General features: G+C 59.8%; 21 protein-coding genes and 1 pseudogene. 16 read left to right on the forward strand and 6 right to left on the reverse strand.

What is annotated here, in order from left to right; all coding sequences use genetic code 11:
• Nucleotides 1-28: 28 nt before the first annotated feature.
• Nucleotides 29-451, reverse strand: coding sequence for a cupin domain-containing protein (locus J9788_RS03835; RefSeq protein WP_182264526.1), 423 nt, complete (start codon nt 449-451; stop codon nt 29-31).
• A 168-nt stretch (nt 452-619) separates the two neighbouring features.
• Between J9788_RS03835 and J9788_RS25225 the strand changes: the two are divergent.
• Both J9788_RS25225 and J9788_RS03845 read left to right on the forward strand, forming a co-directional pair.
• Nucleotides 620-949 (forward strand): annotated as a pseudogene (locus tag J9788_RS25225) (cytochrome c); the annotation flags it as partial.
• Nucleotides 950-1,048: 99 nt separating this feature from the next.
• Complete coding sequence (locus tag J9788_RS03845; protein ID WP_182264525.1) at nt 1,049-1,909, forward strand: alpha/beta hydrolase; 861 nt, start codon at nt 1,049-1,051, stop codon at nt 1,907-1,909.
• Here the strand turns inward: J9788_RS03845 and J9788_RS03850 are convergent.
• A complete protein-coding gene (locus tag J9788_RS03850) occupies nt 1,893-2,798 on the reverse strand; it encodes a LysR family transcriptional regulator (RefSeq protein WP_182264524.1) in 906 nt (301 codons plus the stop codon). The genes J9788_RS03845 and J9788_RS03850 overlap by 17 nt on opposite strands.
• A 107-nt stretch (nt 2,799-2,905) precedes the next feature.
• Here J9788_RS03850 and J9788_RS03855 point away from each other — a divergent pair, with 107 nt between their 5' ends.
• From J9788_RS03855 to J9788_RS03900, 11 genes are all read left to right on the forward strand, one after another.
• On the forward strand, nt 2,906-3,649 hold the full coding sequence (locus J9788_RS03855) for a sulfite exporter TauE/SafE family protein (RefSeq protein ID WP_182264523.1): 744 nt from the start codon (nt 2,906-2,908) through the stop codon (nt 3,647-3,649).
• A 211-nt stretch (nt 3,650-3,860) separates the two neighbouring features.
• Complete coding sequence (locus tag J9788_RS03860; RefSeq protein WP_161796309.1) at nt 3,861-4,145, forward strand: hypothetical protein; 285 nt, start codon at nt 3,861-3,863, stop codon at nt 4,143-4,145.
• 56 nt (nt 4,146-4,201) lie between these two features.
• Complete coding sequence (locus tag J9788_RS25020; protein ID WP_046898631.1) at nt 4,202-4,468, forward strand: hypothetical protein; 267 nt, start codon at nt 4,202-4,204, stop codon at nt 4,466-4,468.
• A gap of 71 nt (nt 4,469-4,539) precedes the next feature.
• On the forward strand, nt 4,540-5,799 hold the full coding sequence (locus J9788_RS03865) for a TcdA/TcdB catalytic glycosyltransferase domain-containing protein (RefSeq protein WP_241427810.1): 1,260 nt from the start codon (nt 4,540-4,542) through the stop codon (nt 5,797-5,799).
• Nucleotides 5,800-5,899: 100 nt separating this feature from the next.
• The gene (locus J9788_RS03870; RefSeq protein ID WP_182264521.1) at nt 5,900-7,174 is read left to right on the forward strand and encodes an HlyD family secretion protein; all 1,275 of its coding nucleotides are present in this window, start codon (nt 5,900-5,902) and stop codon (nt 7,172-7,174) included.
• A complete protein-coding gene (locus J9788_RS03875) occupies nt 7,167-9,266 on the forward strand; it encodes a peptidase domain-containing ABC transporter (RefSeq protein ID WP_182264520.1) in 2,100 nt (699 codons plus the stop codon). Before J9788_RS03870 ends, J9788_RS03875 begins: the two co-directional genes overlap by 8 nt.
• 172 nt (nt 9,267-9,438) lie before the next feature.
• Complete coding sequence (locus J9788_RS03880; RefSeq protein ID WP_182264519.1) at nt 9,439-10,497, forward strand: P1 family peptidase; 1,059 nt, start codon at nt 9,439-9,441, stop codon at nt 10,495-10,497.
• A gap of 16 nt (nt 10,498-10,513) precedes the next feature.
• Nucleotides 10,514-11,338, forward strand: a complete 825-nt coding sequence (locus tag J9788_RS03885) for a M55 family metallopeptidase (protein WP_182264518.1) — start codon at nt 10,514-10,516, stop codon at nt 11,336-11,338.
• Between the two features lie 201 nt (nt 11,339-11,539).
• A complete protein-coding gene (locus J9788_RS03890; RefSeq protein ID WP_182264517.1) occupies nt 11,540-13,762 on the forward strand; it encodes a molybdopterin cofactor-binding domain-containing protein in 2,223 nt (740 codons plus the stop codon).
• The gene (locus J9788_RS03895) at nt 13,762-14,220 is read left to right on the forward strand and encodes a (2Fe-2S)-binding protein (protein WP_033650458.1); all 459 of its coding nucleotides are present in this window, start codon (nt 13,762-13,764) and stop codon (nt 14,218-14,220) included. The genes J9788_RS03890 and J9788_RS03895 overlap by 1 nt, the downstream gene beginning before the upstream one ends.
• An 11-nt stretch (nt 14,221-14,231) precedes the next feature.
• On the forward strand, nt 14,232-15,536 hold the full coding sequence (locus J9788_RS03900; protein WP_182264516.1) for a c-type cytochrome: 1,305 nt from the start codon (nt 14,232-14,234) through the stop codon (nt 15,534-15,536).
• A gap of 36 nt (nt 15,537-15,572) precedes the next feature.
• On the opposite strand, the gene J9788_RS03905 is transcribed toward J9788_RS03900, so the two are convergent.
• Together J9788_RS03905 and J9788_RS03910 are read right to left on the reverse strand one after the other, a co-directional pair.
• Complete coding sequence (locus J9788_RS03905; RefSeq protein ID WP_182264515.1) at nt 15,573-16,742, reverse strand: cupin domain-containing protein; 1,170 nt, start codon at nt 16,740-16,742, stop codon at nt 15,573-15,575.
• Nucleotides 16,743-17,032: 290 nt separating this feature from the next.
• Nucleotides 17,033-17,944 carry a LysR family transcriptional regulator gene (locus tag J9788_RS03910; RefSeq protein ID WP_182264514.1) on the reverse strand — a complete coding sequence of 304 codons (912 nt, stop codon included), beginning with the start codon at nt 17,942-17,944 and terminating at the stop codon, nt 17,033-17,035.
• 103 nt (nt 17,945-18,047) lie between these two features.
• Between J9788_RS03910 and J9788_RS03915 the strand changes: the two genes are divergently transcribed.
• Both J9788_RS03915 and J9788_RS03920 read left to right on the forward strand, forming a co-directional pair.
• Entirely contained in the window at nt 18,048-18,614 is a 567-nt protein-coding gene (locus J9788_RS03915; RefSeq protein ID WP_182264513.1) for a chromate transporter, read from the forward strand.
• Complete coding sequence (locus tag J9788_RS03920) at nt 18,611-19,132, forward strand: chromate transporter (RefSeq protein ID WP_046688471.1); 522 nt, start codon at nt 18,611-18,613, stop codon at nt 19,130-19,132. The genes J9788_RS03915 and J9788_RS03920 overlap by 4 nt, the downstream gene beginning before the upstream one ends.
• Nucleotides 19,133-19,136: 4 nt before the next feature.
• On the opposite strand, the gene J9788_RS03925 is transcribed toward J9788_RS03920, so the two are convergent.
• Complete coding sequence (locus tag J9788_RS03925; protein WP_046898414.1) at nt 19,137-19,490, reverse strand: protease inhibitor Inh/omp19 family protein; 354 nt, start codon at nt 19,488-19,490, stop codon at nt 19,137-19,139.
• A gap of 411 nt (nt 19,491-19,901) precedes the next feature.
• Between J9788_RS03925 and J9788_RS03930 the strand changes: the two genes are divergently transcribed.
• Nucleotides 19,902-21,518 (forward strand): serralysin family metalloprotease, encoded by a 1,617-nt coding sequence (locus tag J9788_RS03930; protein ID WP_046898413.1) that lies wholly within the window; start codon nt 19,902-19,904, stop codon nt 21,516-21,518.
• A 42-nt stretch (nt 21,519-21,560) separates the two neighbouring features.
• Here the strand turns inward: J9788_RS03930 and J9788_RS03935 are convergent, their stop codons facing one another.
• Complete coding sequence (locus J9788_RS03935; protein ID WP_182264512.1) at nt 21,561-22,208, reverse strand: dihydrofolate reductase family protein; 648 nt, start codon at nt 22,206-22,208, stop codon at nt 21,561-21,563.
• Nucleotides 22,209-22,272: the final 64 nt, after the last annotated feature.

Consider the following 22,272-nt stretch of genomic DNA (forward strand, 5'->3'; position numbering starts at 1 on the left):
AACCGGAGCGACCAATGCTCCGGTTTTTTTACGCCTCGCTGACAATGCTGAGCGGGATATCGACGCCGCCGGCGTAGAACACCAGCAACTCCACCGTCTCTGCGGCAGAAATGCCCCGATGCACGCTATTCACCACTTCCGCGATCACGTCGCCGCGGTTGAACGTTTCCCGCGCGCCGCCGTCTCTTTTTTCGATCGTCAGTATGCCGCTAAGCAAATAGCCGACCGCCGGTATCGGGTGGCGGTGCCAGGCTAACGCGGTGTGCGGCGGCACGCTGATCTTCAACACGCTGATCATCGGCGCGCCTGCCGGGTAATGGGGGTAGGCGGCGCCATCCCAACTGGCATTGGCCGCCAGCAATGTTTCGGATTTAACTTCAGCAGAGATTGAGTTTTCCTGTGCGGGAGAGGCAGAGGCGGTAACGGCGCTGCCTGGCTGATTGAATGTCATATTTCCACCATGATAATAATTTTGAATGAAATTAAATCGGGTGGCTGCTTGGCGTGACATCCTGTGCTTGGCTGTAGACGGATCCGTTGGCGATATTGACGTTGTCGAATAAGCAGCGGTGCTTATTGATTCTAGTCGGTGAAAAGGTTTTCACCAGTCGGTTTGACGGGCGAGCGGTTGTTTCAGGGCGCTTGCCAGGCCTGCCACAGCGCCGCCGCCGGCGGGCCGCAGCTGTTCGGCGTCAGCCCGGATCTGGCCAATAACACCAATATCTTCAGCGAGCGCCCCGATAACCTGATCAAGGTGATCCTGCAAGGGATCACCAAACCGGCCGACGCCGAATTGGGCTTTATGCCGGGCTTTAAGGACAGCTTTTCCGATCGGTAGGTGACGGCGCTGGTGAATTATCTGCGCCAACGCTATGCCGGCGACAAACCGGCCTGGCGCGACGTGGAGGCGCAGGTGGCGCGGTTGCGCGCGGAGCCGGGGAATCATTAACATTGTAAATTGTTACATTGGGTTATTGACTGACGGCGCTCATTCGGGGATTAATGTTAGCCTGATTTTTACCTTACCTATAAAAAACAGGAAGTTAACATGGCATTAACCACGCATAAAATGGAAAGCGGCCTGGCCGTAACAGTTCGTTTACCTGATAACCCGGCCAAGGTTCCGGCGATTATTCTGTGTCACGGCTTCTGCGGCATTCAGGAGCTGTTGTTGCCGGCCTTTGCCGAGGCCTTCGTCAACGCCGGTTTTGCGGCGGTGACGTTTGACTATCGCGGCTTCGGCGCCAGCGAGGGTGAACGCGGGCGGCTGGTACCGGCGCTGCAGATTGAGGATATCCTGGCGGTGAGCCGGTGGGTGCAAACGCAGCCGCAGATCGACAGCGAGCGCATCGGCCTGTGGGGCACGTCGTTTGGCGGCTGCCATGTGTTCGGCGCTGCCGCGGCCGAGCCGGCCATCAAATGCGTCGTTAGCCAGCTGGCCTTCGCCGACGGGGAAACCATCGTGACGGGGAAAATGGCCGCCGATGAAAAACAGGCGTTCATCGCCACGCTGGACAAAATGGCGGAGAAGAAGCAGGCCACCGGCAAAGAGATGTTTGTCGCCGTCACCCGGGTGTTAAGCGATGACGAGTCGAAAGCGTTCTTCGAGGAGAACAAGGTGCGTTACCCGGCGATGGACATCAAGATCCCGTTCCTGACCGTGCGCGAAACGCTGCGCTATCAGCCACGTGACAATGCGGCGCGAGTCACATGCCCGGTACTGGTGGTGGTGGCGGGCGGCGATACCGTGAATCCGCCGGCGCAGGGCATCGCGCTGTATGAGGCGGTAGGTAGTGCGAAGAAGGCGCTGCATGTCGAGCAGAATGCGAAGCACTATGACATGTACGCCGGCCCGCATTTCGCCGGCATCATCGGCCGTCAGATCGCCTGGTTCAACGATCACCTGTAATTCCGACTTCCCCCTGGCGCAGGAACGCCACCAGCCGCTGCGCCGGCAGCGGCAGCTGCGCCAGGTCACGCACCGCGATCGACAGGCGCCGGGTCGCCCACTCGTCCGTCAGCGGCAGGGCGCCGTGCCGAATTTGCGGATGGCGTCGGGCGCTCTCTTCCGGCACCACCGCCAGCCCGGCGCCGCGCAGCACCATGCGGCAGATGGCGTCGAAATGAGCCGCGCGCGCCCGCAATCGCATCGGGCCGCCGCTGCGTATCGCCAATTGCTCCAGATGCTGTTGCAGCGCGCTCTCTTCCGGCAGACCGATGAAATCAAAAGGCAGGGCGTCCGCAAAGCTGAGCGTGCGGCGGCCGCTGAGCGCATGCCCCGGCGGCAGCGCCAGCACCAGGCGATCCTGGCGAAAAGGGTAGCTTGTTAGCCCGCGCAGATCGGCGTGATCCGCCACGATGCCGATATCCGCCGCCTGTTCAGCGATCGCCTGCGCGATGGCCGGGCTGGGCAGCTCCTCCAGTACGATATCGGTATGCGGGTGCAGCACCAGAAAATCCGCCAACAGCTCCGGCAGAAAAGCGTCGGCGGCGACGGTATTGGCGACGATGCGCAGCCGGCTGCGCTGGCCCGGCGCGAACTCGGCCAGGTCGCCGCGCAACCGCTCACGCTGCTGCAATAGCACTCGCGCGTGATGCAACAGGCGCTCACCGGCGGGCGTCGCCTGGACGCCGCGCGGATTGCGCGTCAGCAGCGCTACGCCGGCCTGTTGCTCCAGCCCGCGCATGCGAGCGCTGGTGGCGGCCAGCGATAGCCCGACGCGCTCGGCGCCGGCGGTGATGCTGCCGGTCTCGAGCACCGCCGCCAACAGCCGCAGATCGATAAAGTCAAAATGCATGCGTTTTCCCTCTGTCTTTGCCGCAGGCAGGCTCTGCCATTGCCGCATTGTGCCGCGCTATACCGCCGGCCACAATCGAGCCGTTGATTCGCCATAAGGATAGACGCATGTCGCTGACGCTACTCGAGATTATCGCCCTGACGGGCATTTTTACACTGGCCGGCACGGTCAAAGGAGCGATCGGTCTGGGGCTGCCGACCGTGTCGATGGGGCTGCTCAGCCTGATGATGCCGCCGGGTCAGGCCGCCGCGTTGCTGTTGCTGCCTTCGCTGATCACCAACCTGTGGCAGTTGCTGCGCGGGGCGCGGCTGGGGGCGCTGTGCCGCCGGCTCTGGCCGATGATGCTGTGCGTCACGCTGGGCACGTTGTTGAGCGCGGGGGCACTCACTGCCAGCGACGGCCGCCTGGCGCCGCTGGCGCTGGGCGTGTGTCTGATCGGTTATGCGCTGCTGGGTTTCACCCGTTTCGACTGGCGCGTTTCCGCTGCGGCGGAACCCTGGTTGGGGCCGCTGTGCGGCCTGGTGACCGGTGCGCTGACCGGCGCCACCGGAGTGTTCGTCATTCCGGCGGTGCCTTACCTGAATGCGTTGGGCCTGGCGCGCGACGATCTGGTGCAGGCGCTGGGGCTGTCGTTCAGCGTCTCGACGCTGGCGCTGGCCGCCGGTTTAGCCTGGCACCAGGCGCTGCCCGCCACGCTGCTCGGCGGTTCGTTGTTGGCGCTGTTGCCGGCGTTGGGCGGCATGTGGCTGGGGGAGAGGGTGCGTCGTCATTGTCGCCCGCAGCTGTTCCGCCGCCTCTTCTTTATTGGGTTATTAATCTTGGGCGTTGAGATTATTTGGCGATTCAATTAATTGAATCGATAGCATCTGCGTGTAATTAGGTTCGATATATTATTCTGGGGTTTATTTTAATATGATGAGTTGCAATGTTTAGAATACGCTTTTCTTATTGGTTTTTTTATGAAATACAGGATGGTTATGGATTGTTATTAGTGTGTTTTACATTTGCCACTACAGCTGTTTTTAATGACGGTAAAACCAGTAAACCCATAGGAGAGTATTTATGAAGGAAATTTTAAGTAGCCAATTCGATGCGGTGTCAGGTGGATGGCAGGATCGAGATGGGAGCGGCAAAAGATCGTCTGATAACGGAGGCTCTGGTGCTTCAGATCGTGGTGGAAATAACGGCGGTGACCGCGGGCCTCAGTCATTCTTGTCAAAAAACAGCCCTTATGGCAGCGGTTCCGGCGCCAGTGGTTTCTGGGGGAATGGCAGCTCTACAGGAAATGGTTATGGCGGCAATGGCACTGGGCCGAGAGAAACCAGAGAATCCGGAACCAAACGCTAATTAACAGCTGCAATCCCAGCACAGAAGTAACATTCTGTGCTTTTATGGGGTATATGATGAATAAATATGTTGTTTTTATAAAGAGCGATGAGTCAAGGGTACTGAGAAAGGAAGTGGTTACACGAGAAATAATTAAAGACATGAAGCGGAAGGGGTTCAGAAAGCATCATGTTGAAGTAGAAGCTGAGAACGAGAACGATGCCATTAACAAACTAAATAAGAACAGCAATGACTATTTGGATTCACTGAAAAATTTTTCCGGTGATTTATTATTTTGTTCTATTTGTGTCATTGTTATGGTCATGGTTTATTTATTTAGCTGAGCCATAATCAGTATTGAATTATTAAAGTTATTTATACTATATTTTGCGTGGTGATTTAAATGAGTCATCAGATGTTGGGTATGGATTTATCAAAGATAGAAAAGTCATCCGTTCCAAATATCCTGCACTTTATATGGATTGGTGACTTAAGTGAAGTAAATACTCATTATGTCGATATATGGAAAAAGACGAATAAAGATAAGCAGATATTCTTTTGGTATGACAAAGACGCTTCACTGTGTCATTTGCTAAATAATGCCATACACGATTTCGTCAACGCCGAAAAAAATAAATTTAAGGTTGAATTGAAAATAAAAAATCACGCCTTTAATTATATATACCCAAAGGTAATGGAGGGCTTTTCTTTTGATGAGCTGGTTGTTGCATTCTTAATCGAAAATGAAATTCCATATCAGAAACCGCCAAAAGCGATTGAAGACGCATGGTTTGAAAGTAGAGGTTTTACAAAAAAATGTATAACGGAGCTTTTTTGCAATGGTTTCGATGATTTCATGAGATATTATTATTATGAGATTATATTAAGGTGTAATCTTGCCAGTGCAAGCGACATAATCAGGCTTTTAATCATCTACCAATATGGTGGAACTTATGTCGATGTTGATACACTTCCATACACTGATAACATATATCATGGATTAAATAAACATATAGAAGATGAGGGCATTATCGAGAGCGACTCGCTTCTCTTATTTAAGACCGTGTGTTTTTTAAAAAAGACAAATTCAGAAGAGCTATGGCCTGCAGCAGTGATCGGCTGCGATGAAAATGAGTTAGGAGTAGATGCTGTTGGATTTGAAAAAATAAAACAGCTTGTCGAACAGGACCTCTCTGGTTTTTCTTTGGATATGATACTGCCATTGGGTGAAACATACGTTCATAAAAATTTATTGGCGTTAGGATCACTCAGAAGATTTAAAGGTGTTTATTTTAATAATTTCATATCTTCTCATCAAAAATCAAAAGCGATAAGGATCATCCTTAGAACCATGAAGAAAAGGTATCGCTTTTTGGAAAAAAGCAATTGCATATTTGATTGTTACGTTGATAACAAGCCCAAGTGTTATCTGACCAGACTTTTAACATGGAGAACCGAGTTAACAACAAGGGACTATTGTGTGACTCAGGTCTTAACTGGTCCGGGATTGATTGTCGAGGTTTTATTGGGGGTGGCTTATAAAGTATTCAATATTGAATATTCAGTTGAGCCACATATTATAGCCGAGTACATGCAAAATTCTGATTTTGGAATTGCATTATTTCAACACAACATAGATACACCTGATGGCGTCTATTCCACATGGAGAAAATAAAAAATAGCTTTGGATGCAAGGTGGTTTAAGTTTCGATGGATTATTGCCAATCTAATAGCGTGTGAGTTTTGTCATTATACTTCACTAAGGGACGCTGCTCATGTTTCGCCAGGAAGCGATCGAGAATCAGAAAATGAAATGGCGTGGCCGGGCATTGCTGTTACCCGGCATTCCCTTTTGGCTCACGGCAGGGCTCTGCCTGTTTTTTCTCATCGTTTTTCTCACCTTCGTGATCGCCGGTACCTATACCCGGCGGGTCAACGTGACTGGTGAGATCAGCACCTATCCCCGTGCCGCCAACGTCTATTCCGCCGTACAGGGGGTGGTGGTCAAGCAATTTGTCACCGAAGGACAGGTGATCGCCGCCGGTGCCCCCATTTACCAGATTGACGTCAGCAAAAGCACCCGCAGCGGGGTGGTCAGCGATAACCAGCAGCGGGATATCGATGACCAGCTGGCACGCATTGCGCAAATCATCAACCGACTGGAAAGCAGCAAGCAGGCCACGCTTACCATGCTGGAGAAACAGAAGGCACAATATACCGCTGCGTTCACCCGCTCCACCGACATCCTCAAACGCGCCCAGGAAGGGATACGCATCATGAAGGAGAACATGGAGAACTACCGGCAGTATCAGACCAAGGGACTGATAAATAAGGACCAGCTTACCAACCAGGTGGCGCTGTATTACCAGCAGCAGAACAACCTGCTGGGCCTGTCCGGCCAGAACGAACAGAATGCGCTGCAGATCACCGCGCTGGAAAGCCAGATCCATACCCAGGCTGCCGAATTCGACAACCAGATTTACCAGATGGAGCTGCAGCGCTACGAGCTGCAAAAGGAGCGGCAAAACATCGATGCCACTGGCGATATTATCGTTCGCGCGCTGGCCGGCGGCCGCATTGACTCGCTGAGCGTCACGGTTGGCCAGATGGTCAACGTCGGCGACAGTCTGCTGCAGATTATCCCGCAAAACATCGATCGCTATGCTCTGGTGCTGTGGGTGCCCAACGACGCTATCCCCTACATCGCCGCCGGCGATAAGGTCAATGTGCGCTATGACGCTTTTCCGGCGGAGAAATTTGGCCAGTTTGCCGGTACGGTGGCCGTCATCTCCAAAGCCCCGGCCTCGCCGCAGGAAATGCTGACCTATCAGGGAGCGCCCAAAGCGGCGCTGACCGCCGCCGTGCCTTACTACAAAGTGATCGTCATGCCGGAGAAACAGGCCATTGCCTATGACGGTAAACGTCTGAGCCTGGAAAACGGCATGAAAGCGCAAAGCACCCTGTTTCTGGAAAAAAGGAAGATTTATCAATGGATGCTGTCACCGTTCTACGACATGAAACACAGCGCGACGGGGCCAGTCAATGAGTAGGACCACATTCAAACAACGGATCAGCCAACTGGATCTGCGGTTGCGCCACCGGGTTTCGATGGTGCACCAGACCGAGTCGTCGGAATGCGGGCTGGCCTGTCTGGCGATGATCTGCGGTTATTACGGCAAAAATATCGATCTGATCGCGCTGCGCCGGCAGTTCAACCTGTCAACCCGCGGTGCAACGCTGGTTGGACTGACCGGTATCGCCAAGCAATTGGGGTTGAGCACCCGTCCCCTGTCGCTGGATCTGGACGAACTCGGCGCGCTAAAACTGCCCTGCATTTTGCACTGGGAATTCAACCATTTTGTGGTGCTGGTCAGCGTCAAAGGCCACCGCGCAGTGCTGCATGATCCGGCGCGCGGGCGCCGGGCCGTCAGCCTGACGGAACTGTCGCACAGTTTCACCGGCGTAGCGCTTGAGGCCTGGCCTGGTAGCGAATTCACCGCCGACAGCGTCCGCCATCGCATTCATCTTCGCACGCTGATCGGCAGCGTGCATGGCCTCAAGGGGGCGCTCGGCAAAATCTTTTGCCTGTCTCTGGTATTCGAAACTATCAACCTGGTGATGCCCATCGGCACGCAGCTGGTGATGGATCACGCTATTCCTGCCGGAGATCGCGGGTTACTGTCGCTTATCTGCGCCGGATTGATGTTGTTTATCTTGTTGCGGGCTGCTATCGGCATGGTGCGGGCATGGTCAGGATTGGTCATGGCGACGCTTATCAACGTTCAGTGGCAGTCCGGGTTGTTCACCCATCTGCTGCGCCTGCCACTCGGTTACTTTGAACGGCGCAAGCTGGGTGACATTCAGTCACGCTTCGGTTCACTGGATACGCTGCGCAGCACTTTCACCACCAGTATCGTCGGCGCCATCATGGATAGCATCATGGTGATCGGCGTGCTGGTGATGATGGCGCTGTATGGCGGCTGGCTGACCTGGGTAGTGCTCACTTTCACCGCGCTTTATGTGTTGATGCGCCTGCTGACCTACGGCTATTATCGCCAGCTGTCTGAGGAGGCGCTGGTTAGAGAGGCTCGGGCCGGCTCGTATTTTATGGAAACGCTGTACGGTATCGCTACCGTCAAGATGCAGGGCATGGCAGAACGCCGCATCGCTCACTGGCTAAACCTTGAAATCGACACCATCAACACGGGTATCCGCGTCACCCGAATGGACATGCTGTTTGGCGGGATCAACACCTTCATAGCGGCCTGTGACCAGATCGTCATTCTGTGGTTGGGAACCAGCTTGGTGATCGATAACCAGATGACCCTCGGCATGTTCGTGGCGTTCGGCGCCTTTCGGGGGCAGTTCTCCGACCGCATCGGGTCGCTGACGGAATTTTTGCTGCAGCTGCGCATGATGAGCCTGCATAACGAGCGCATTGCCGATATCGCCCTGCATCCGCGGGAGGAGCGTAAACCCGATCACCCTTACACGGCGGGCCTGCAACCTTTGGGATTGACGACCCATGCCCTGAGCTATCGTTACGACAGCCAGTCACCGGCTATCTTTGAAGGCCTGGACATCAGCGTTGCGCCGGGCGAAAGCGTGGCCATCGTGGGCCCGTCCGGCGCCGGCAAAACCACGTTGATGAAGGTGTTGTGCGGACTGTTTACCCCGGCTGCAGGGCGGGTTGAGGTGAACGGCGTCGATATCCGGCAGCTCGGCATCAACAACTACCACAAAATGATTGCCTGTGTGATGCAGGACGACAAACTGTTCTCCGGCTCGATCCGGGAAAATATCTGCGGGTTCGCGGACGAGATGGATGATGCCTGGATGGAAGCCTGTGCCCGTGCCAGCTATCTGCATGAGGTGATCATGCGCATGCCGATGGGGTATGAAACCCCGATCGGCGAGTTGGGGGAAGGATTGTCCGGCGGGCAAAAACAACGGCTATTCATAGCCCGGGCAATCTACAAGAAACCGGCTATTTTGTTCCTGGATGAGGCCACCAGTGCACTGGATAAGGAGAGCGAAGCTGCCGTGAATCAGGCAATTAAGAGACTCAATATCACTAAGCTGATCATTGCCCACCGTGAAACGACCATTGCGTCGGCAGATCGGGTTATACATCTTGGATAAGGGGGGATATCACCTGCGCCACAAGCCATTTACATTGTTTTTCTCCTTCAAAACCCAATAAGTGGCGATGGGGCAAGGCTATTTTTGCTGCTCGCTTCCGCTTTCAATTTACGGCGCGGCGCATTGCGCGATATTCTGGTTTTCTGATGGGCTAACGGCGGATGAGGGAACCATGACAGACAGCCAGGCATTTGAACAACAAAGCCTCGATAATCTGCTGAGCTATTGGCGGCGCCACCGCCGCCTGCCGGGCGCGCGTTATCCGGCCGGCCCGACCGACACCCTGTGCGACGTGCCGGGCGTCAGCGTCGGGCATCACACGCTGGCCGACGGCGAATGCCAGACCGGCGTCACCGCCATCGTGCCGCCGGGCGATCTGTTCAACCAGCCGCTGCCATGCGGCAGCGCGGTGCTCAACGGCTTCGCCAAGCCGCTGGGGCTGGTGCAGCTGAACGAACTGGGGGTGCTGCAAACGCCGATCCTGCTGAGCAACACCTTCGCGGTCGGCACGCTGTTCAACGCCATGGTGCGGCGCAGCTGCCGGCGCTATCCGCAGATCGGCCGCGGCAGCGCCACCATCAATCCGCTGGTGCTGGAGTGCAACGACGGCTACCTCAACGATATTCAGGCGATGGCGGTGCGTGAGGAGCACGTCTTCAGCGCGCTGGATAACCATTCCACCCGCTTTGCGCGCGGCAGCGTCGGCGCCGGGCGCGGCATGAGCAGTTTCGGCTTGAAAGGGGGCATCGGCACCGCCTCGCGCTATTGCCCGGGGCTCGGCACCACGCTCGGTGTGCTGGTGTTGGCCAACTTCGGCACCCTCGACTCGTTGACGCTGAGCGGCGTGCGCGTCGGCCAGGCGCTGGGCAAGCTGTTGGCGGATCCGCCGCCGCAGGTGGACGCCGGTTCGGTCATCATCATCATCGCCTGCGATCGGGCGCTGGACAGCCGTCAACTCAACCGCATCGCCCGCCGCGCGGGCGCGGGCCTCGGGCGGGTGGGCAGCCATTGGGGGCACGGCTCCGGCGATATCGCGCTGGCGTTCTCCACTCGGTTGCTGGGGGCGACGCTGCCGGACGAACGGCTGGAGCCGCTGTTCGCGGCGGCGGCGGACGCCACCGAATACGCGGTGCTGGATGCGTTGCTCAGCGCCGAAGGCGTCAGCGGCTTCGAGCAGCATGCGCGCGTGGCGCTGGGCCCGCTGCTCGATCGGCTGGCGGCGGCAAATTAACTTACGGGAGCCCGATGTGAAGGTCTTTATCTCAGCAGATATTGAGGGGATCGCCGGCGTGATGCGGCCGGAGCAGTGCAACCCGGCCCATGCCGACTATGCGGCGGCGCGCGAGCTGATGGAGCAGGAGGTCAACGCCGCCATCGACGGCGCTTTTGCCGGCGGCGCCACCGAGGTGACGGTGGCCGACAGCCACGCGATGATGCAGAACCTGCGCGCAGAACGCATCGATGCGCGGGCGCGCCTGGTGCAGGGCAAACCGCGCGGGCTGTCGATGGTGGAAGGGCTGCAGCATCAACGCTACGACGGCCTGATGTTTATCGGTTATCACAGCGCCGCCGGCGAGCGCGGCGTGCTGGCGCATACCATCAACGGCCGGGCCTTTTATCGCGTCAGCCTGAACGGCGAGGCGGTAGGCGAAAGCGATCTGTACGCGGCGGCGGCGGCCGAGTTGAACGTGCCGCTGTGGCTGGTGAGCGGTGACGATGAGCTGCAACGCTGGATCGCTGAACGTTATCCGCAATCCGGCTATGTTTGCGTGAAACGCGCCCTCTCGCAAACCGCCGCCGAATCGCTCAGCCCACAGCGGGCGCGCGCCGAGATCCGCGAGCGCGCGATGCAACAGGTGCGCCAGGGCGCCAGACTGCCGGTGGAGCGCCGTTTTATGCCGCCTTACCGGCTGACGCTGATGGCGGCCAAACCGGTGCTGGCGGATCTGTTCAGCCTGGTGCCCGGCGTGGAGCGCCAGGATGTGCTCACAGTGGCCTTCGACAGCGACAACATGGCGGCGCAAATCCGCCTGCTCAGCGTCTTCTCCTATCTGGCGACGACGCAGAGCTGACCCCCGGTGCGGGTTCCCGCCCGCACCGCACGATTCTCCAATAGAAAATCCCTTTTCAACATTAAGCCTACTGGATAATAGGCTACGCTAATTATTGCTCTGTTGTGCTATGTCACCTGACCGGCGCGGCAAGCCATTCCCATAATTAGCGCTGTTTCGCCGAAGGCAGTGACGCCTTCGGTTTTTTTGGAGTCATGAGCAATGAGCATATCCCAAGTTCCGCTTTCGCGGCGGCGGTTTATCGTCGGCGCCGGGGCGTTGGTGATCGGCGCCTATCTGCCGTCCACCGGTGCGCTGGCGCGCTCGAACGCCCCGGCCGCCGCCGGTGCGACGGCGTTTGACGCCAACGCCTTCGTCCAGATCGGCGCCGACGGCATCGTCACCGTCATCAGTAAACACACCGAAGTGGGCCAGGGGGTCTATACCGGCATGGCGACGCTGGTCGCCGAAGAGCTCGATGCCGACTGGGCGCAGGTGCGGGTCGTGGCCGCGCCGGTGGACACCGCCGTCTACAAGAACCTGGCGTTCGGCTTCCAGGGCACCGGCGGATCCAGTTCGGTCGCCAACGCCTATGAACAGATGCGGCGCATGGGCGCCATGGCGCGCGCGCTGCTGGTGCAGGCCGCCGCGCAGAGTTGGAAAACCTCGGCGCAGGAAATCACCGTGCAGGCGGGCAAGATCCGCCATGCCGCCAGCGGGCGCGAAGCGGGTTTCGGCGAGTTCGCCGAGTTGGCCGCCACGCTGCCGCCGCCCGATCCCGCCAGCCTGGCGCTGAAGGATCCGGCCAATTTCACCCTGATCGGCAAAACGCGCGGTCTGCACCGCGTTGATTCACTGGCGAAAACCAACGGCAGCGCGCAGTTCTCGCAGGATATCCACGAGCCGGACATGCTCACCGTCACCATCAAGAAACCGCCGCGCTTCGGCGGCAAGGTGGCGACCTTCGACGCCGAACGGGCGCTGACGGTACCGGGGGTGGTGGCGGTGAAGCAAATCGCCACCGGCGTGGCGGTTTACGCCAAAAACACCTGGGCGGCGATCCAGGGGCGAGAGCGGCTGAAGGTGACGTGGGACGATGCGCAGGCGGAGCGACGCAACACCGAGGAAATCTACGCCGAATTCCGCCAGGTGGCGCAGAAAACCGGCGTAGTGGCGAAGAGTCTCGGTAAGCCGGACGAGGTGTTCGATAAGGCCGATAAGGTGATCGAGGCCGAATACACCTCCCCCTACGTCGCTCACGCGCCGATGGAGCCGCTGGACGGCTATCTGTTCTGGGACGGCGAAAGCATCAAGGCGCGCTACGGCTGCCAAATCCAGACGCTCGACCACAAGCAGTTGTGCGATCTGTTCGAGCTGCCGCCGGAGAAGGTGCAGATTGAAACCATTCTGGCGGGCGGCAGCTTCGGCCGGCGTATCGATCTGGGCAACCCGACGCTGGGGCCGGATCTGGCGGCCGACATGGCGGCGGCGGCCAAGGGCATCGGTCCCGGCCACGGCGTGAAGGTGGTATGGACGCGCGAGGACGACATCCGCAACGGTTGGTATCGCCCGATGATCCTGCATCGCCTGCGCGGCGCCATTCGCGGCGGCAAGGTGGTGGGCTGGACCGATACCGTAGTCGGCCACTCCTGGACGCGCCACAGCGCGATGGATGCGCTGGTGGTCAACGGCCTCGATCAGATGATGGTCGAGGGCGCCAGCGAGGTGCCTTATACCTTCGAAGCCTTCCGCTGCGATGCGCACATCGTGCCCGGCAAGGTGCCGACCACCTCGCTGCGGTCGGTCGCCAGCACCCACACCGGCCACGCGGTGGAGAGCTTTATCGATCAACTGCTGCAGGAAACCGGGCAGGATCCGGTGGAAGGGCGGCTGGCGCTGATGGGCGACGCGCCGCGCGCGGCGGGCGTACTGCGGGCGGTGGCCAAAGCTGCTGATTGGCAGGGCGCCAAGGTGGTGGACGGACGCGCGCGCGGCGTGGGCGTCGCCAAGGCATTCGATACCTATGTGGCGCAGGTGGCGGAGGTATCGATCGGCGAAGGCGGCATCCCGAAAGTGCACAAGGTGTGGTGCGCGGTGGACTGCGGCGTGGCGGTGAACCCCGACGTGATCCGCGCGCAGATCGAAGGCGGCATCGGCTACGGCCTGAACCTGGCGCTGTACGGCAACATTACGCTGAAAGACGGCGTGGTCGAACAGTCCAACTTCAATAATTACCGCCCGTTGCGCATCAATGAGATGCCGGAGGTTGAGGTGATCATCGTGCCCTCGACCGAGAAACCGACCGGCGTGGGCGAACTGGGGGTGCCGACCATCGCTCCGGCGGTCGGCAACGCGCTGGCGCTGCTCGGGCGGCCGCGCACTTCGCTGAGCCTGCCGCTGCATAATCCCACTGCGAATCCGGCGTCTGACAAGGAGAGAACCTGATGATTCATTTAACCGTAAACGAGCAGCCGCTGACCTTCGAGGGCGATCCGCACATGCCGCTGCTGTGGTTTCTGCGTGACGAAGCCGGCCTGACCGGCACCAAGTTCGGCTGCGGCATCGCCATGTGCGGCGCTTGCACCGTGCATCTGGACGGCGTGCCGGTGCGTTCGTGCATGACGCCGGTCTCCGCCGCCGCCGGCAAGAAAATCACCACCATCGAAGCCGTCGGCGCCACGCCGGAAGGCAAGGCGGTGCAGGAAGCCTGGCTCAACCTGGACGTGGTGCAGTGCGGTTACTGCCAGTCCGGCCAGATCATGAGCGCCAGCGCGCTGCTGGCCCAGAGCAAAAACCCGAGCGATGCGGACATTGACGCGGCGATGGGCGGCAACGTCTGCCGCTGCGCCACCTATGTGCGCATTCGCGCTGCCATCCACCAGGCCGCCAAGGCGTTGGGTTAGGGAGAGACGTGATGAGCAACGCCTTGAAAGGGCTGTTATGGCTGATTATCGCCGTGGTGGTGTTGGCGGGAGGGTACGCGCTGTACACGCTGCTGCGACCTGCCGGCGCGGAGCCTGCGGCGCCGATCGCCGGGGCGCCGGCCGGCATCACCGACAAACTGGCGCGCGGCGAGTACCTGGCGCGCGCCGCCGACTGTGTGGCGTGCCATACCGCGCCGGGCGGTGCGCCTTATGCGGGCGGCTTCGCCTTTAAACTGCCGTTCGGCACCATTTACGGCACCAACATCACCGCCGACAAGGAAACCGGCATCGGCAACTGGAGCGACGATCAGTTCGTGCGCGCAGTGCGTGAGGGCATCGGCCCGCAGGGCAACCTGTACCCGGCGATGCCGTACACCTCGTACACCGGGCTGAGCCGCGACGACGTGCTGGCGATCAAGGATTATCTGTTCAGCCTGCCGCCGGTGAAACAGGCCAACCCGCAAAACGATCTGACGTTCCCGTTCAACCAGCGTTGGGGCATGAAATTCTGGAACCTGGCGTTCTTCCGGGAGCAGCGCTTCGCGCCGGATCTCAACAAGGATGAACAGTGGAATCGCGGCGCCTATCTGGCGACGGCGCTCGGCCACTGCGGCGAGTGTCATACGCCGCGCAATCTGGGGTTCGGCCTTAACCAGAGCAAGCACCTGAGCGGTGAAGTGGTGCAGGGGTGGTTCGCCGCCAACATTACGCCGGACAAACAGACCGGCATCGGCAGCTGGAGCGACCAGCAGCTGTCGCAATATCTGGCCACCGGTCATGCGCCGGAGCGCAGCAGCGCCGCCGGCCCGATGGCGGAAGCGGTGGAAAACAGCCTGCAGTTCCTGACGCCGGAAGATAATCTGGCGCTGGTGAAATACCTGCGCGATATCGAGCCGATCGCCGGCGACGGCGCGGCGGCGGTGAACTTGCAGCCGAAGGGCGCGGGGGCTTCCACGCCGATCCTGCCGGGCGGGCAAGACAGCTCGCTCGGGCGCCGGGTGTTCGCCAACGACTGCAGCGGCTGTCACCAGTGGAACGGGCCGGGCCGCCAGAGCGAGTATGCGTCGCTGGTCGGCAGCACGGCGGTGAACGATCCGCAGGGGCGCAGCGTGGTGCAGGCCATCCTGAAGGGGACGAGCATCAGCGTCGGCGAGCGGCATGAGATGATGCCGGCGTTCGGCAGCGCGTATTCCGACGAGGAAGTGGCGGCGGTTGCCAACTTTGTGGTCGGCCACTTCGGTGATAAGCAGGGCAAGGTCACTGCCAAACAGGTGGCGGAGCAGCGCAAGCAGTAAAGAAAGCGGCGAGGGAGATTCTCCCTCGCCGCGGCGTCAGCGGCTGCGCCGCGACATCACCCGTTTGTCTTTCGGCCGATCCTGCCAGTCTTCAACCTGATTATTGAAGTTGTCCGCCAGCAGGTAGGCCGGGGTTTTCGCCAGCCAGTCGGACAACGAAATATCCTGATAAATGCCGTTGTCCATCACGATCAGTACCTTCAAATCCTCATCGCCGATGTTCTCGATGTAATGGCCGAAGCCCTGCGGCACGTAACCGACGTCCGAAGGGGCGTACTCTTCCGTCTGCGCGTGGCCGTGCGAACTGAACACCGTCATGCGGCCTTTGCCGGCAATATAGTATTGCCATTCGTTGGCGTTGGGGTGCCAGTGCAATTCCCGGATTGCGCCGGGTTTCACGATCTCGATGATGCCGGTCATGGTGGTGGAAATGGGAAATTCTTTCGACGACACCAAATGGACGCTGCCCGCGTCATTTTCAAAGAACGGCTTTTGCTTCATTAATTCATAACGGTGTGCCAGCGGGGCGTTATTTAATCCGCCGTCGTTTTTAGGCAATGGCAATGCGGGCGGAACGGCGCCGCCGACAATATAAGCTTCGCCCTGTTTGGTCTTGGAAAATACCGACGCCGGCATGTTGACGCTTTTTTCCAATGCCTCTTTCGGCATATGCGCCACCCAATCGGTAATGCTGAAGGTGCCGAATTCGGAGAAATGCCCATTATCGAACGCCAGAATAAAATGCGCGCCGTCCGCCAGCGCCTGAATGGAATGGCCGTAACCTTTCGGGAAATACCAGACGTCGCCGGGGCCGAAATCCGCCACCTCGCATTTGCCTTCTGGATCGAGAATGGTGATGCGCGCATGGCCTTCGAGCATAAACGCCCATTCGGCGGCGATGGCGTGCCAGTGCAGTTCGCGCACGCCGCCCGGCTCCAGCGTCATGTCGACGCCCGCCACGCCCTCGGAGATCGGGAATTGCTCGACGGTGGCTTCGCGCGCCCAGCCGCTGGGCAGGCTGCGCTTTTTGCTGTCGGTGAATTTGTATTTATAGAGATGCTGCGCATCGGCAGGCGGCTGATAGCTGCTGGGGGGCACGATATTGCGATGGTCGTCGGCAGCGGCATTTTTGGCGATGCCGCCGATCATGCCGGCGGCCGCCGCGCTGACGGCGGAGACTTTCAATATATCACGACGCGATAGCATAGCATTTTCTCCAATATAAAACCGTGCGCCCGCAGAGGCAGGCGACAGGGAAGGCGCGAGCGCCATTGAAATGATTTTTTGTCATCGGCGGGAACAGGCTGTGACCCTTAAATCCTAGTGGCTGGAATGTATTGCGTAGGCGCTTATTTGTTTGCGTTTGTTACTAAGTGAGAGCGGGTTTAATTAATTAACCGTAAGTTGAATAGTCATGGATTGGAATTAATTTTCACCGCTCACAGGCTTAAATAAATAATAAACGAACGTCATTTTTTATTGGCCGTTTGGGCTTTTTATGACGCCCCCACGGTCTCCAGCACCAGCTGACGAAAGCGCTCGACGATCGGCGAGGCCGGGCTGCGGCGCAGCGCCAGGTAAAGCGGGGCGCTGAGCTGCGCCTCTGCGGCGAGAGTGCGGTAGACGATGCCGTCGCCGCCCTGCCGCCGCATGGAACCGGGCACGATGGACACCCCTAATCCGGCGCCCACCAGGCTGAGGGTGGCCGGCAAGCGCGGCGCTTCCTGCACGATGCGCGGGCTGAAGCCGGCGCGGTGGCAGGCGGCCAGAATGGCGTCGTACAGCCCCTGGCCGGCCGGGCGGCGATAGAGAATAAACGCCTCGTGGGCCAGTTCGGCCAACGGCAGCGGTTGCTGCGTCTCTTGCGCCAGCCGATGGCCCAGCGGCAGGGCGACGATCATCGGCTCGCTGAGCACCGGCTCGACGCTCAGGCCGGGAATGCCGCTGGCCGGCGAACGCACGAAGGCGGCGTCGAGGCGCTGTTCCAGCAACGCCTCCATCAGCTCGCCGCTGCCGGCTTCTTCCAGTTGAGTGGTGATGCCCGGCAGGATGTCGCGGTAGCGGCGCAGCAGGTTGGGCACGAACGGGTGCAGCGCGGCGGAACTGGTGAAACCGATGGCGATGTGGCCCTGCTCGCCACGGGCGGCGCGCTGCACCGCTTCGCGCAGGCGTTCGGCGCGCGCCAGCAGGGCGCGGGCTTCTTCGAACAGCACGTCGCCCGCTTCGGTGACGCGCACGCCGCGCGGCAATCGCTGTAACAACTTCACGCCCAATTCGTCTTCCAACCCCTGCAGCAGGCGGGTCAGCGGCGGCTGCTGGATAAACAGCCGCTCGGCGGCGCGGGTGATGTTGCCTTCTTCCACCACGGTGACGAACGCCCGCAGGCGACGCAGTTCAATCATAGCCATACCTCAAGGGTATCTTTCGTTGTTCCGGAATGCATTAGACATCATGGCACGGCGGCGCGCATGATACCAGACATCAAAACAAGCGATGTGGAACGGCAATGTCATGTCAGATATCAATACGTTAAAACCGCACCCGGCGGCAGCGCCGGGCAACGCGGCGCTGTTTTGGGGCTTTCTGTGGTTGGGGCTGATCGGCTTCGGCGGCGTACTGCCGATGGCGCGCAGCATGTTGGTGGAACGCCGGCGCTGGCTGAACGCGGAACAGTTCACCGAGCTGCTCGGCCTGTGCCAGTTTTTGCCCGGCGGCAATGTGATCAACCTGTCGGTGGCGGTGGGGATGGAATTTCGCGGGCTGCGTGGCGCGCTGTGCGCCTTGCTGGGCCTCATCAGCGCGCCGACGGCGATTGTGGTGGGGCTGGGCGTGGTGTACGCCCGCTTCCAAAACGATCCTCATGTGCAGCATGTGTTCGCCGGTCTGGCCGCCGCCGCCGCCGGGTTGCTGCTCTCGACCGGGATTAAGATGCTGCTGCCGCTGCGCGGCAAGTGGGCGGCGCTGGCGATTGTGGCGCTGGCGCTGATCGCCATTGCCTGGCTGCGCCTGCCGCTGTTGCCGACCATGCTGGTGCTGGCGCCGCTGAGCATTCTGCTGATGTGGCGGTGGCCGTCATGAGCGGGGTGTTGATGGCGTTGGCGCTGATCTTCACCGAGCTCTCTTTATTGGCGTTCGGCGGCGGCATGACCATTCTGCCGGAGATGCAGCGGCAGGTGGTAGAGGTGCATCAGTGGATGAGCGCCCAGGAGTTCAGCGCGCTGTTCGCCATGGCGCAGGCCGCGCCGGGGCCGAACATGATGATCGTGCCGCTGGTCGGCTGGCACGTGGCCGGCTGGGCGGGGCTGCTGGTGTCTTCGATCGCCAAGTTCGGGCCGTCTTCCATCGTTACGCTATTGGTGATGGGCGCCTGGCGGCGCTTTAAGGATCGCCCGTGGCGCCGCATCGTGCAGGCCGGGCTGGTGCCGCTGACCGTGGGGCTGGTGGTGGCCAGCGGCCTTTTGATCGCCGAGGCTTCCGCGCCCAATTGGCGGCTGGCGGCGATCGTGGCGCTGGCGACGGGGTTGAGCATGAGCAAGCGCCTCCATCCGCTGTGGGTGCTGGCCGGTGGCGCGCTGCTTGGCTTGCTGTTCGCCTGAAGGATTAGCGCGGGATCAGCACAAAGCGTGAAGGGCCGCTGCGGTCGATCAGCTCATAGCGCTTCGGCGCGGTCAGGGCCAGAAACGCCACCATGCTCCCTTCGGCGTCGGTCAGCGTCATGCCGTCCGGCGTCGGCCGCCAGGCGACCGGCAGCGCGTGCAGCGCCAGCGGCTGCAGGCACTGGGCGGAGGCGCTGAAGCGGAAAGCGTTGGTGTTGGCTACCGCTTCGTCGCTCAACTGCACCTCGCAGACGGCTTTACCGTCGCCGATGGCGGCGAGCTGCCAGTCGCCCTTCAGCGCGGCGGGTTCCAGCAACGGCAGTGAACTGCCCAGGGCACTGCTGCACAATACGCTCATAACGACTCCTGTCAGGCTGGCGCGGCGCAAGGCGCGCATAAGGAAATGGGTTGGCATCGGGTCACTCCTTTCGGCTGTCCGTTCTCACCTTAGCACGTTCCCGGCGGGATGATGAGGCAAGGATTAGGTTTTTTAATCCTCGATTATTCTGATCTAACCGTCGCTAAAACGCGCGAAAAGACGAATGATTAACCTGTTATTGCGCTTATTTTTCTCATTAATATAGTGAGAATACAAATTGTTATGGTTATCTCCTTCTTAACGCCCGGCGCGGCGAAGCCCGGCTGGGCGGGCTCGCGCCGCCGGGGTGAGTCACTATACTGGTCAATCCTAAGCCTCGGCTTAGATAAGAACGACTGATGAATAGTCTTACAAAGCGAGTGGATTCCTAGTGTGTAAAAGGAGAATGCAATGAGCAGTCGCCACAACGACATTTTGCAAGATGATGATGAGTTCACCAGCCTGGCCGCCACATCCCCCAACGATCATAACTATCAGTTTTACTATCACCAGCCCGGCAGCCCCTATGACGGATTGGGCTACGGCGCGCTGTTCACGCTGGACAACGCTAACCTGTACAGCAACCAGCGCGGCGGGGCGGCGATTAATAATTTGGGTAAAATCCGCGATAACTTCAGCTTCGATCGCGCCGCCGATCAGTTGACGCGGCCGGGTCTGACGCACAACGGCGACCAGGTGTATCACCAGCCAGTCGCGCTGACCTATTCCTTCCTGACGCAGAGCGCGCTGAACCGCATCGGCCAGACCGGTGACGGCGACAAGGGGCTGCAGCCGTTGACCCAGGCGGCGCAGGCTCAGGCGCTGAAATCGATGCAGGCGTGGGCCGACGTGGCGAACGTAACCTTTACCGAGGCGGCGTCCAGCGATATCAACCACCGTGCGGACATCACCTTCGCCTACTTCACGCAGCGCGCCGACGGCAGCACCGCCGCCGGCAGCGGCCCGAATGCCATCAACGCTTACGCCTATTACCCGCCGAGTTCCAAATCGGGCAGCGATAACGCCTTTGCAGGCACGGTGTGGTTCAACAAAAATTTCGCCACCCATAAGGCGCCGGTTAGCGGCGACTTCAGCAGCCAGACCTTCACCCACGAACTAGGGCATGCCCTGGGGCTGGCGCATCCGGGATCTTATGACGCATCGTTAGGCAACCCAAGTTACCAGAATGACGCGGCTTATTATCAGGATTCGCTGCAATACTCGATCATGAGCTATTTCAACGCCGGTTACACCGGCGCCGACACCAAAGGGGTGTACGGCTATGGCCCGATGGTGGATGACATCGCCGCGATCCAGAAGCTGTACGGCGCCAACATGAACACCCGCACCGGCGACACGGTGTACGGCTTCAACTCCAACACCGGGCGCGATTTCCTGACCGCCACGGCGGACAACGGCAAACCGGTCAACTTCGCGGTGTGGGACGCCGGCGGCAACGACACGCTGGACTTCTCCGGCTACAGCCAGCAGCAGATGATCAACCTGAACGACGGCGCGTTCTCCAGCGTCGGCGGCGGCACGCAGAACGTCGCCATCGCGCGCGGGGCGATCATCGAGAACGCCATCGGCGGCAGCGGGCGCGATCTGATCATCGGCAACGATCAGGACAACCTGTTGGCGGGCAACGCCGGTTCCGACATCCTGTACGGCGGGCGGGGGGCAGACCATCTGTGGGGCGGCAAAGACGCCAACAACTTCACCGACTATTTCGTCTATCTCAACGCCAAAGAGTCCACGGTGGCGGCGTTCGACGTGATTGAAGACTTCGAGCACGGCATCGACAAGATCGATCTCTCCGGCCTGCGCTTCAACAACAGCCTGAGCGAGCTGCGCTTTATCGACAGCGGCAGCGCCTTCAGCGGCCAGAAAGGCGAGATCCAACTCAACTTCGACGCCTTCAACGGCACTACCGATCTGTTGATGAACACCCAGAGCAACAGCTACGCCGCCGACTTCAAGATCCACGTGGTCGGGCAGGTGGAGCAGAGCGATATTCTGTTTGCCTGAGGGCGAGGAAGGAAAAGAGAAAAGGGCCGAACGGCCCTTTTTTTACGACTGGGCCGCTGCGCTTTCCACCGTGAAGTCGCCGATGGCCACCTCGCCGGCGCGGCGATAGTGGGCCACAATGACGCCGCCGGGCGAGACCACCGAGTGGGTCAGCGTGAAGGCCGCCGGCGCGGCGTTGTCATCGAACAGCCGCTTGCCTGCGCCGAGCAGCACCGGGTAGGTGAGCAGGCGCAGTTCATCCACCAGATCGTTGGCCAGCAGCTGTTGCATCAGCGTGCTGCTGCCCTGCACCAGCAGCACCGGCCCCTGGGTGCGCTTCAGCTCGCGCAGCCGGGCGATGATGTCCCGCCCCAGCCACTGGCTGTTCTCCCACGTCAGCGTCTCGCCGCGATGGGTGGCGACGTACTTGGCCGCCTGATTGAACGTGCGGGCGATATCGGCGGAAAACGGGTCGGCCTCGTCGGTGATATGCGGCCAGTAGCCGGCGAAGATATCGTAGGTGCGCCGCCCGAGCAGCAGATCGAAAGGCGCAGAGAAAAGTTCGCCCATCGTTTCCGCGACGGCGTCATCCCAGTAGGGGGCGGTCCAACCGCCGAAGCGAAAGCCGCCGCTGCGGTCTTCGTCCTGCCCGCCGGGCGCCTGCATCACGCCGTCGAGGCTGACGAACGCGCTGGCAATAATCTGTCGCATGGCTGTCTCCTGCAATTGAGTGCCAGCTGAAAGTTTAGCCGCCGCGCGCCGGCTGCGCCAACCG

It is taken from the genome of Serratia sp. X10 (assembly GCF_017811775.1).
In the GTDB taxonomy this organism is placed as follows: domain Bacteria; phylum Pseudomonadota; class Gammaproteobacteria; order Enterobacterales; family Enterobacteriaceae; genus Serratia; species Serratia ureilytica.

Excerpts from the sequence above, each read along its gene's own strand:
- J9788_RS03860 (WP_161796309.1), top strand. The coding sequence starts at position 3,861 with ATGAAGGAAATTTTAAGTAGCCAATTCGATGCGGTGTCAGGTGGATGG.
- J9788_RS03850 (WP_182264524.1), bottom strand. The coding sequence starts at position 2,798 with ATGCATTTTGACTTTATCGATCTGCGGCTGTTGGCGGCGGTGCTCGAG.
- J9788_RS03880 (WP_182264519.1), top strand. The coding sequence starts at position 9,439 with ATGACAGACAGCCAGGCATTTGAACAACAAAGCCTCGATAATCTGCTG.
- J9788_RS03865 (WP_241427810.1), top strand. The coding sequence starts at position 4,540 with ATGTTGGGTATGGATTTATCAAAGATAGAAAAGTCATCCGTTCCAAAT.
- J9788_RS03855 (WP_182264523.1), top strand. The coding sequence starts at position 2,906 with ATGTCGCTGACGCTACTCGAGATTATCGCCCTGACGGGCATTTTTACA.
- J9788_RS03905 (WP_182264515.1), bottom strand. The coding sequence starts at position 16,742 with ATGCTATCGCGTCGTGATATATTGAAAGTCTCCGCCGTCAGCGCGGCG.
- J9788_RS03845 (WP_182264525.1), top strand. The coding sequence starts at position 1,049 with ATGGCATTAACCACGCATAAAATGGAAAGCGGCCTGGCCGTAACAGTT.
- J9788_RS03900 (WP_182264516.1), top strand. The coding sequence starts at position 14,232 with ATGAGCAACGCCTTGAAAGGGCTGTTATGGCTGATTATCGCCGTGGTG.
- J9788_RS03875 (WP_182264520.1), top strand. The coding sequence starts at position 7,167 with ATGAGTAGGACCACATTCAAACAACGGATCAGCCAACTGGATCTGCGG.
- J9788_RS03920 (WP_046688471.1), top strand. The coding sequence starts at position 18,611 with ATGAGCGGGGTGTTGATGGCGTTGGCGCTGATCTTCACCGAGCTCTCT.
- J9788_RS03915 (WP_182264513.1), top strand. The coding sequence starts at position 18,048 with ATGTCAGATATCAATACGTTAAAACCGCACCCGGCGGCAGCGCCGGGC.
- J9788_RS03890 (WP_182264517.1), top strand. The coding sequence starts at position 11,540 with ATGAGCATATCCCAAGTTCCGCTTTCGCGGCGGCGGTTTATCGTCGGC.
- J9788_RS03910 (WP_182264514.1), bottom strand. The coding sequence starts at position 17,944 with ATGGCTATGATTGAACTGCGTCGCCTGCGGGCGTTCGTCACCGTGGTG.
- J9788_RS03935 (WP_182264512.1), bottom strand. The coding sequence starts at position 22,208 with ATGCGACAGATTATTGCCAGCGCGTTCGTCAGCCTCGACGGCGTGATG.
- J9788_RS03925 (WP_046898414.1), bottom strand. The coding sequence starts at position 19,490 with ATGAGCGTATTGTGCAGCAGTGCCCTGGGCAGTTCACTGCCGTTGCTG.
- J9788_RS03870 (WP_182264521.1), top strand. The coding sequence starts at position 5,900 with ATGTTTCGCCAGGAAGCGATCGAGAATCAGAAAATGAAATGGCGTGGC.
- J9788_RS03895 (WP_033650458.1), top strand. The coding sequence starts at position 13,762 with ATGATTCATTTAACCGTAAACGAGCAGCCGCTGACCTTCGAGGGCGAT.
- J9788_RS25020 (WP_046898631.1), top strand. The coding sequence starts at position 4,202 with ATGAATAAATATGTTGTTTTTATAAAGAGCGATGAGTCAAGGGTACTG.
- J9788_RS03835 (WP_182264526.1), bottom strand. The coding sequence starts at position 451 with ATGACATTCAATCAGCCAGGCAGCGCCGTTACCGCCTCTGCCTCTCCC.
- J9788_RS03930 (WP_046898413.1), top strand. The coding sequence starts at position 19,902 with ATGAGCAGTCGCCACAACGACATTTTGCAAGATGATGATGAGTTCACC.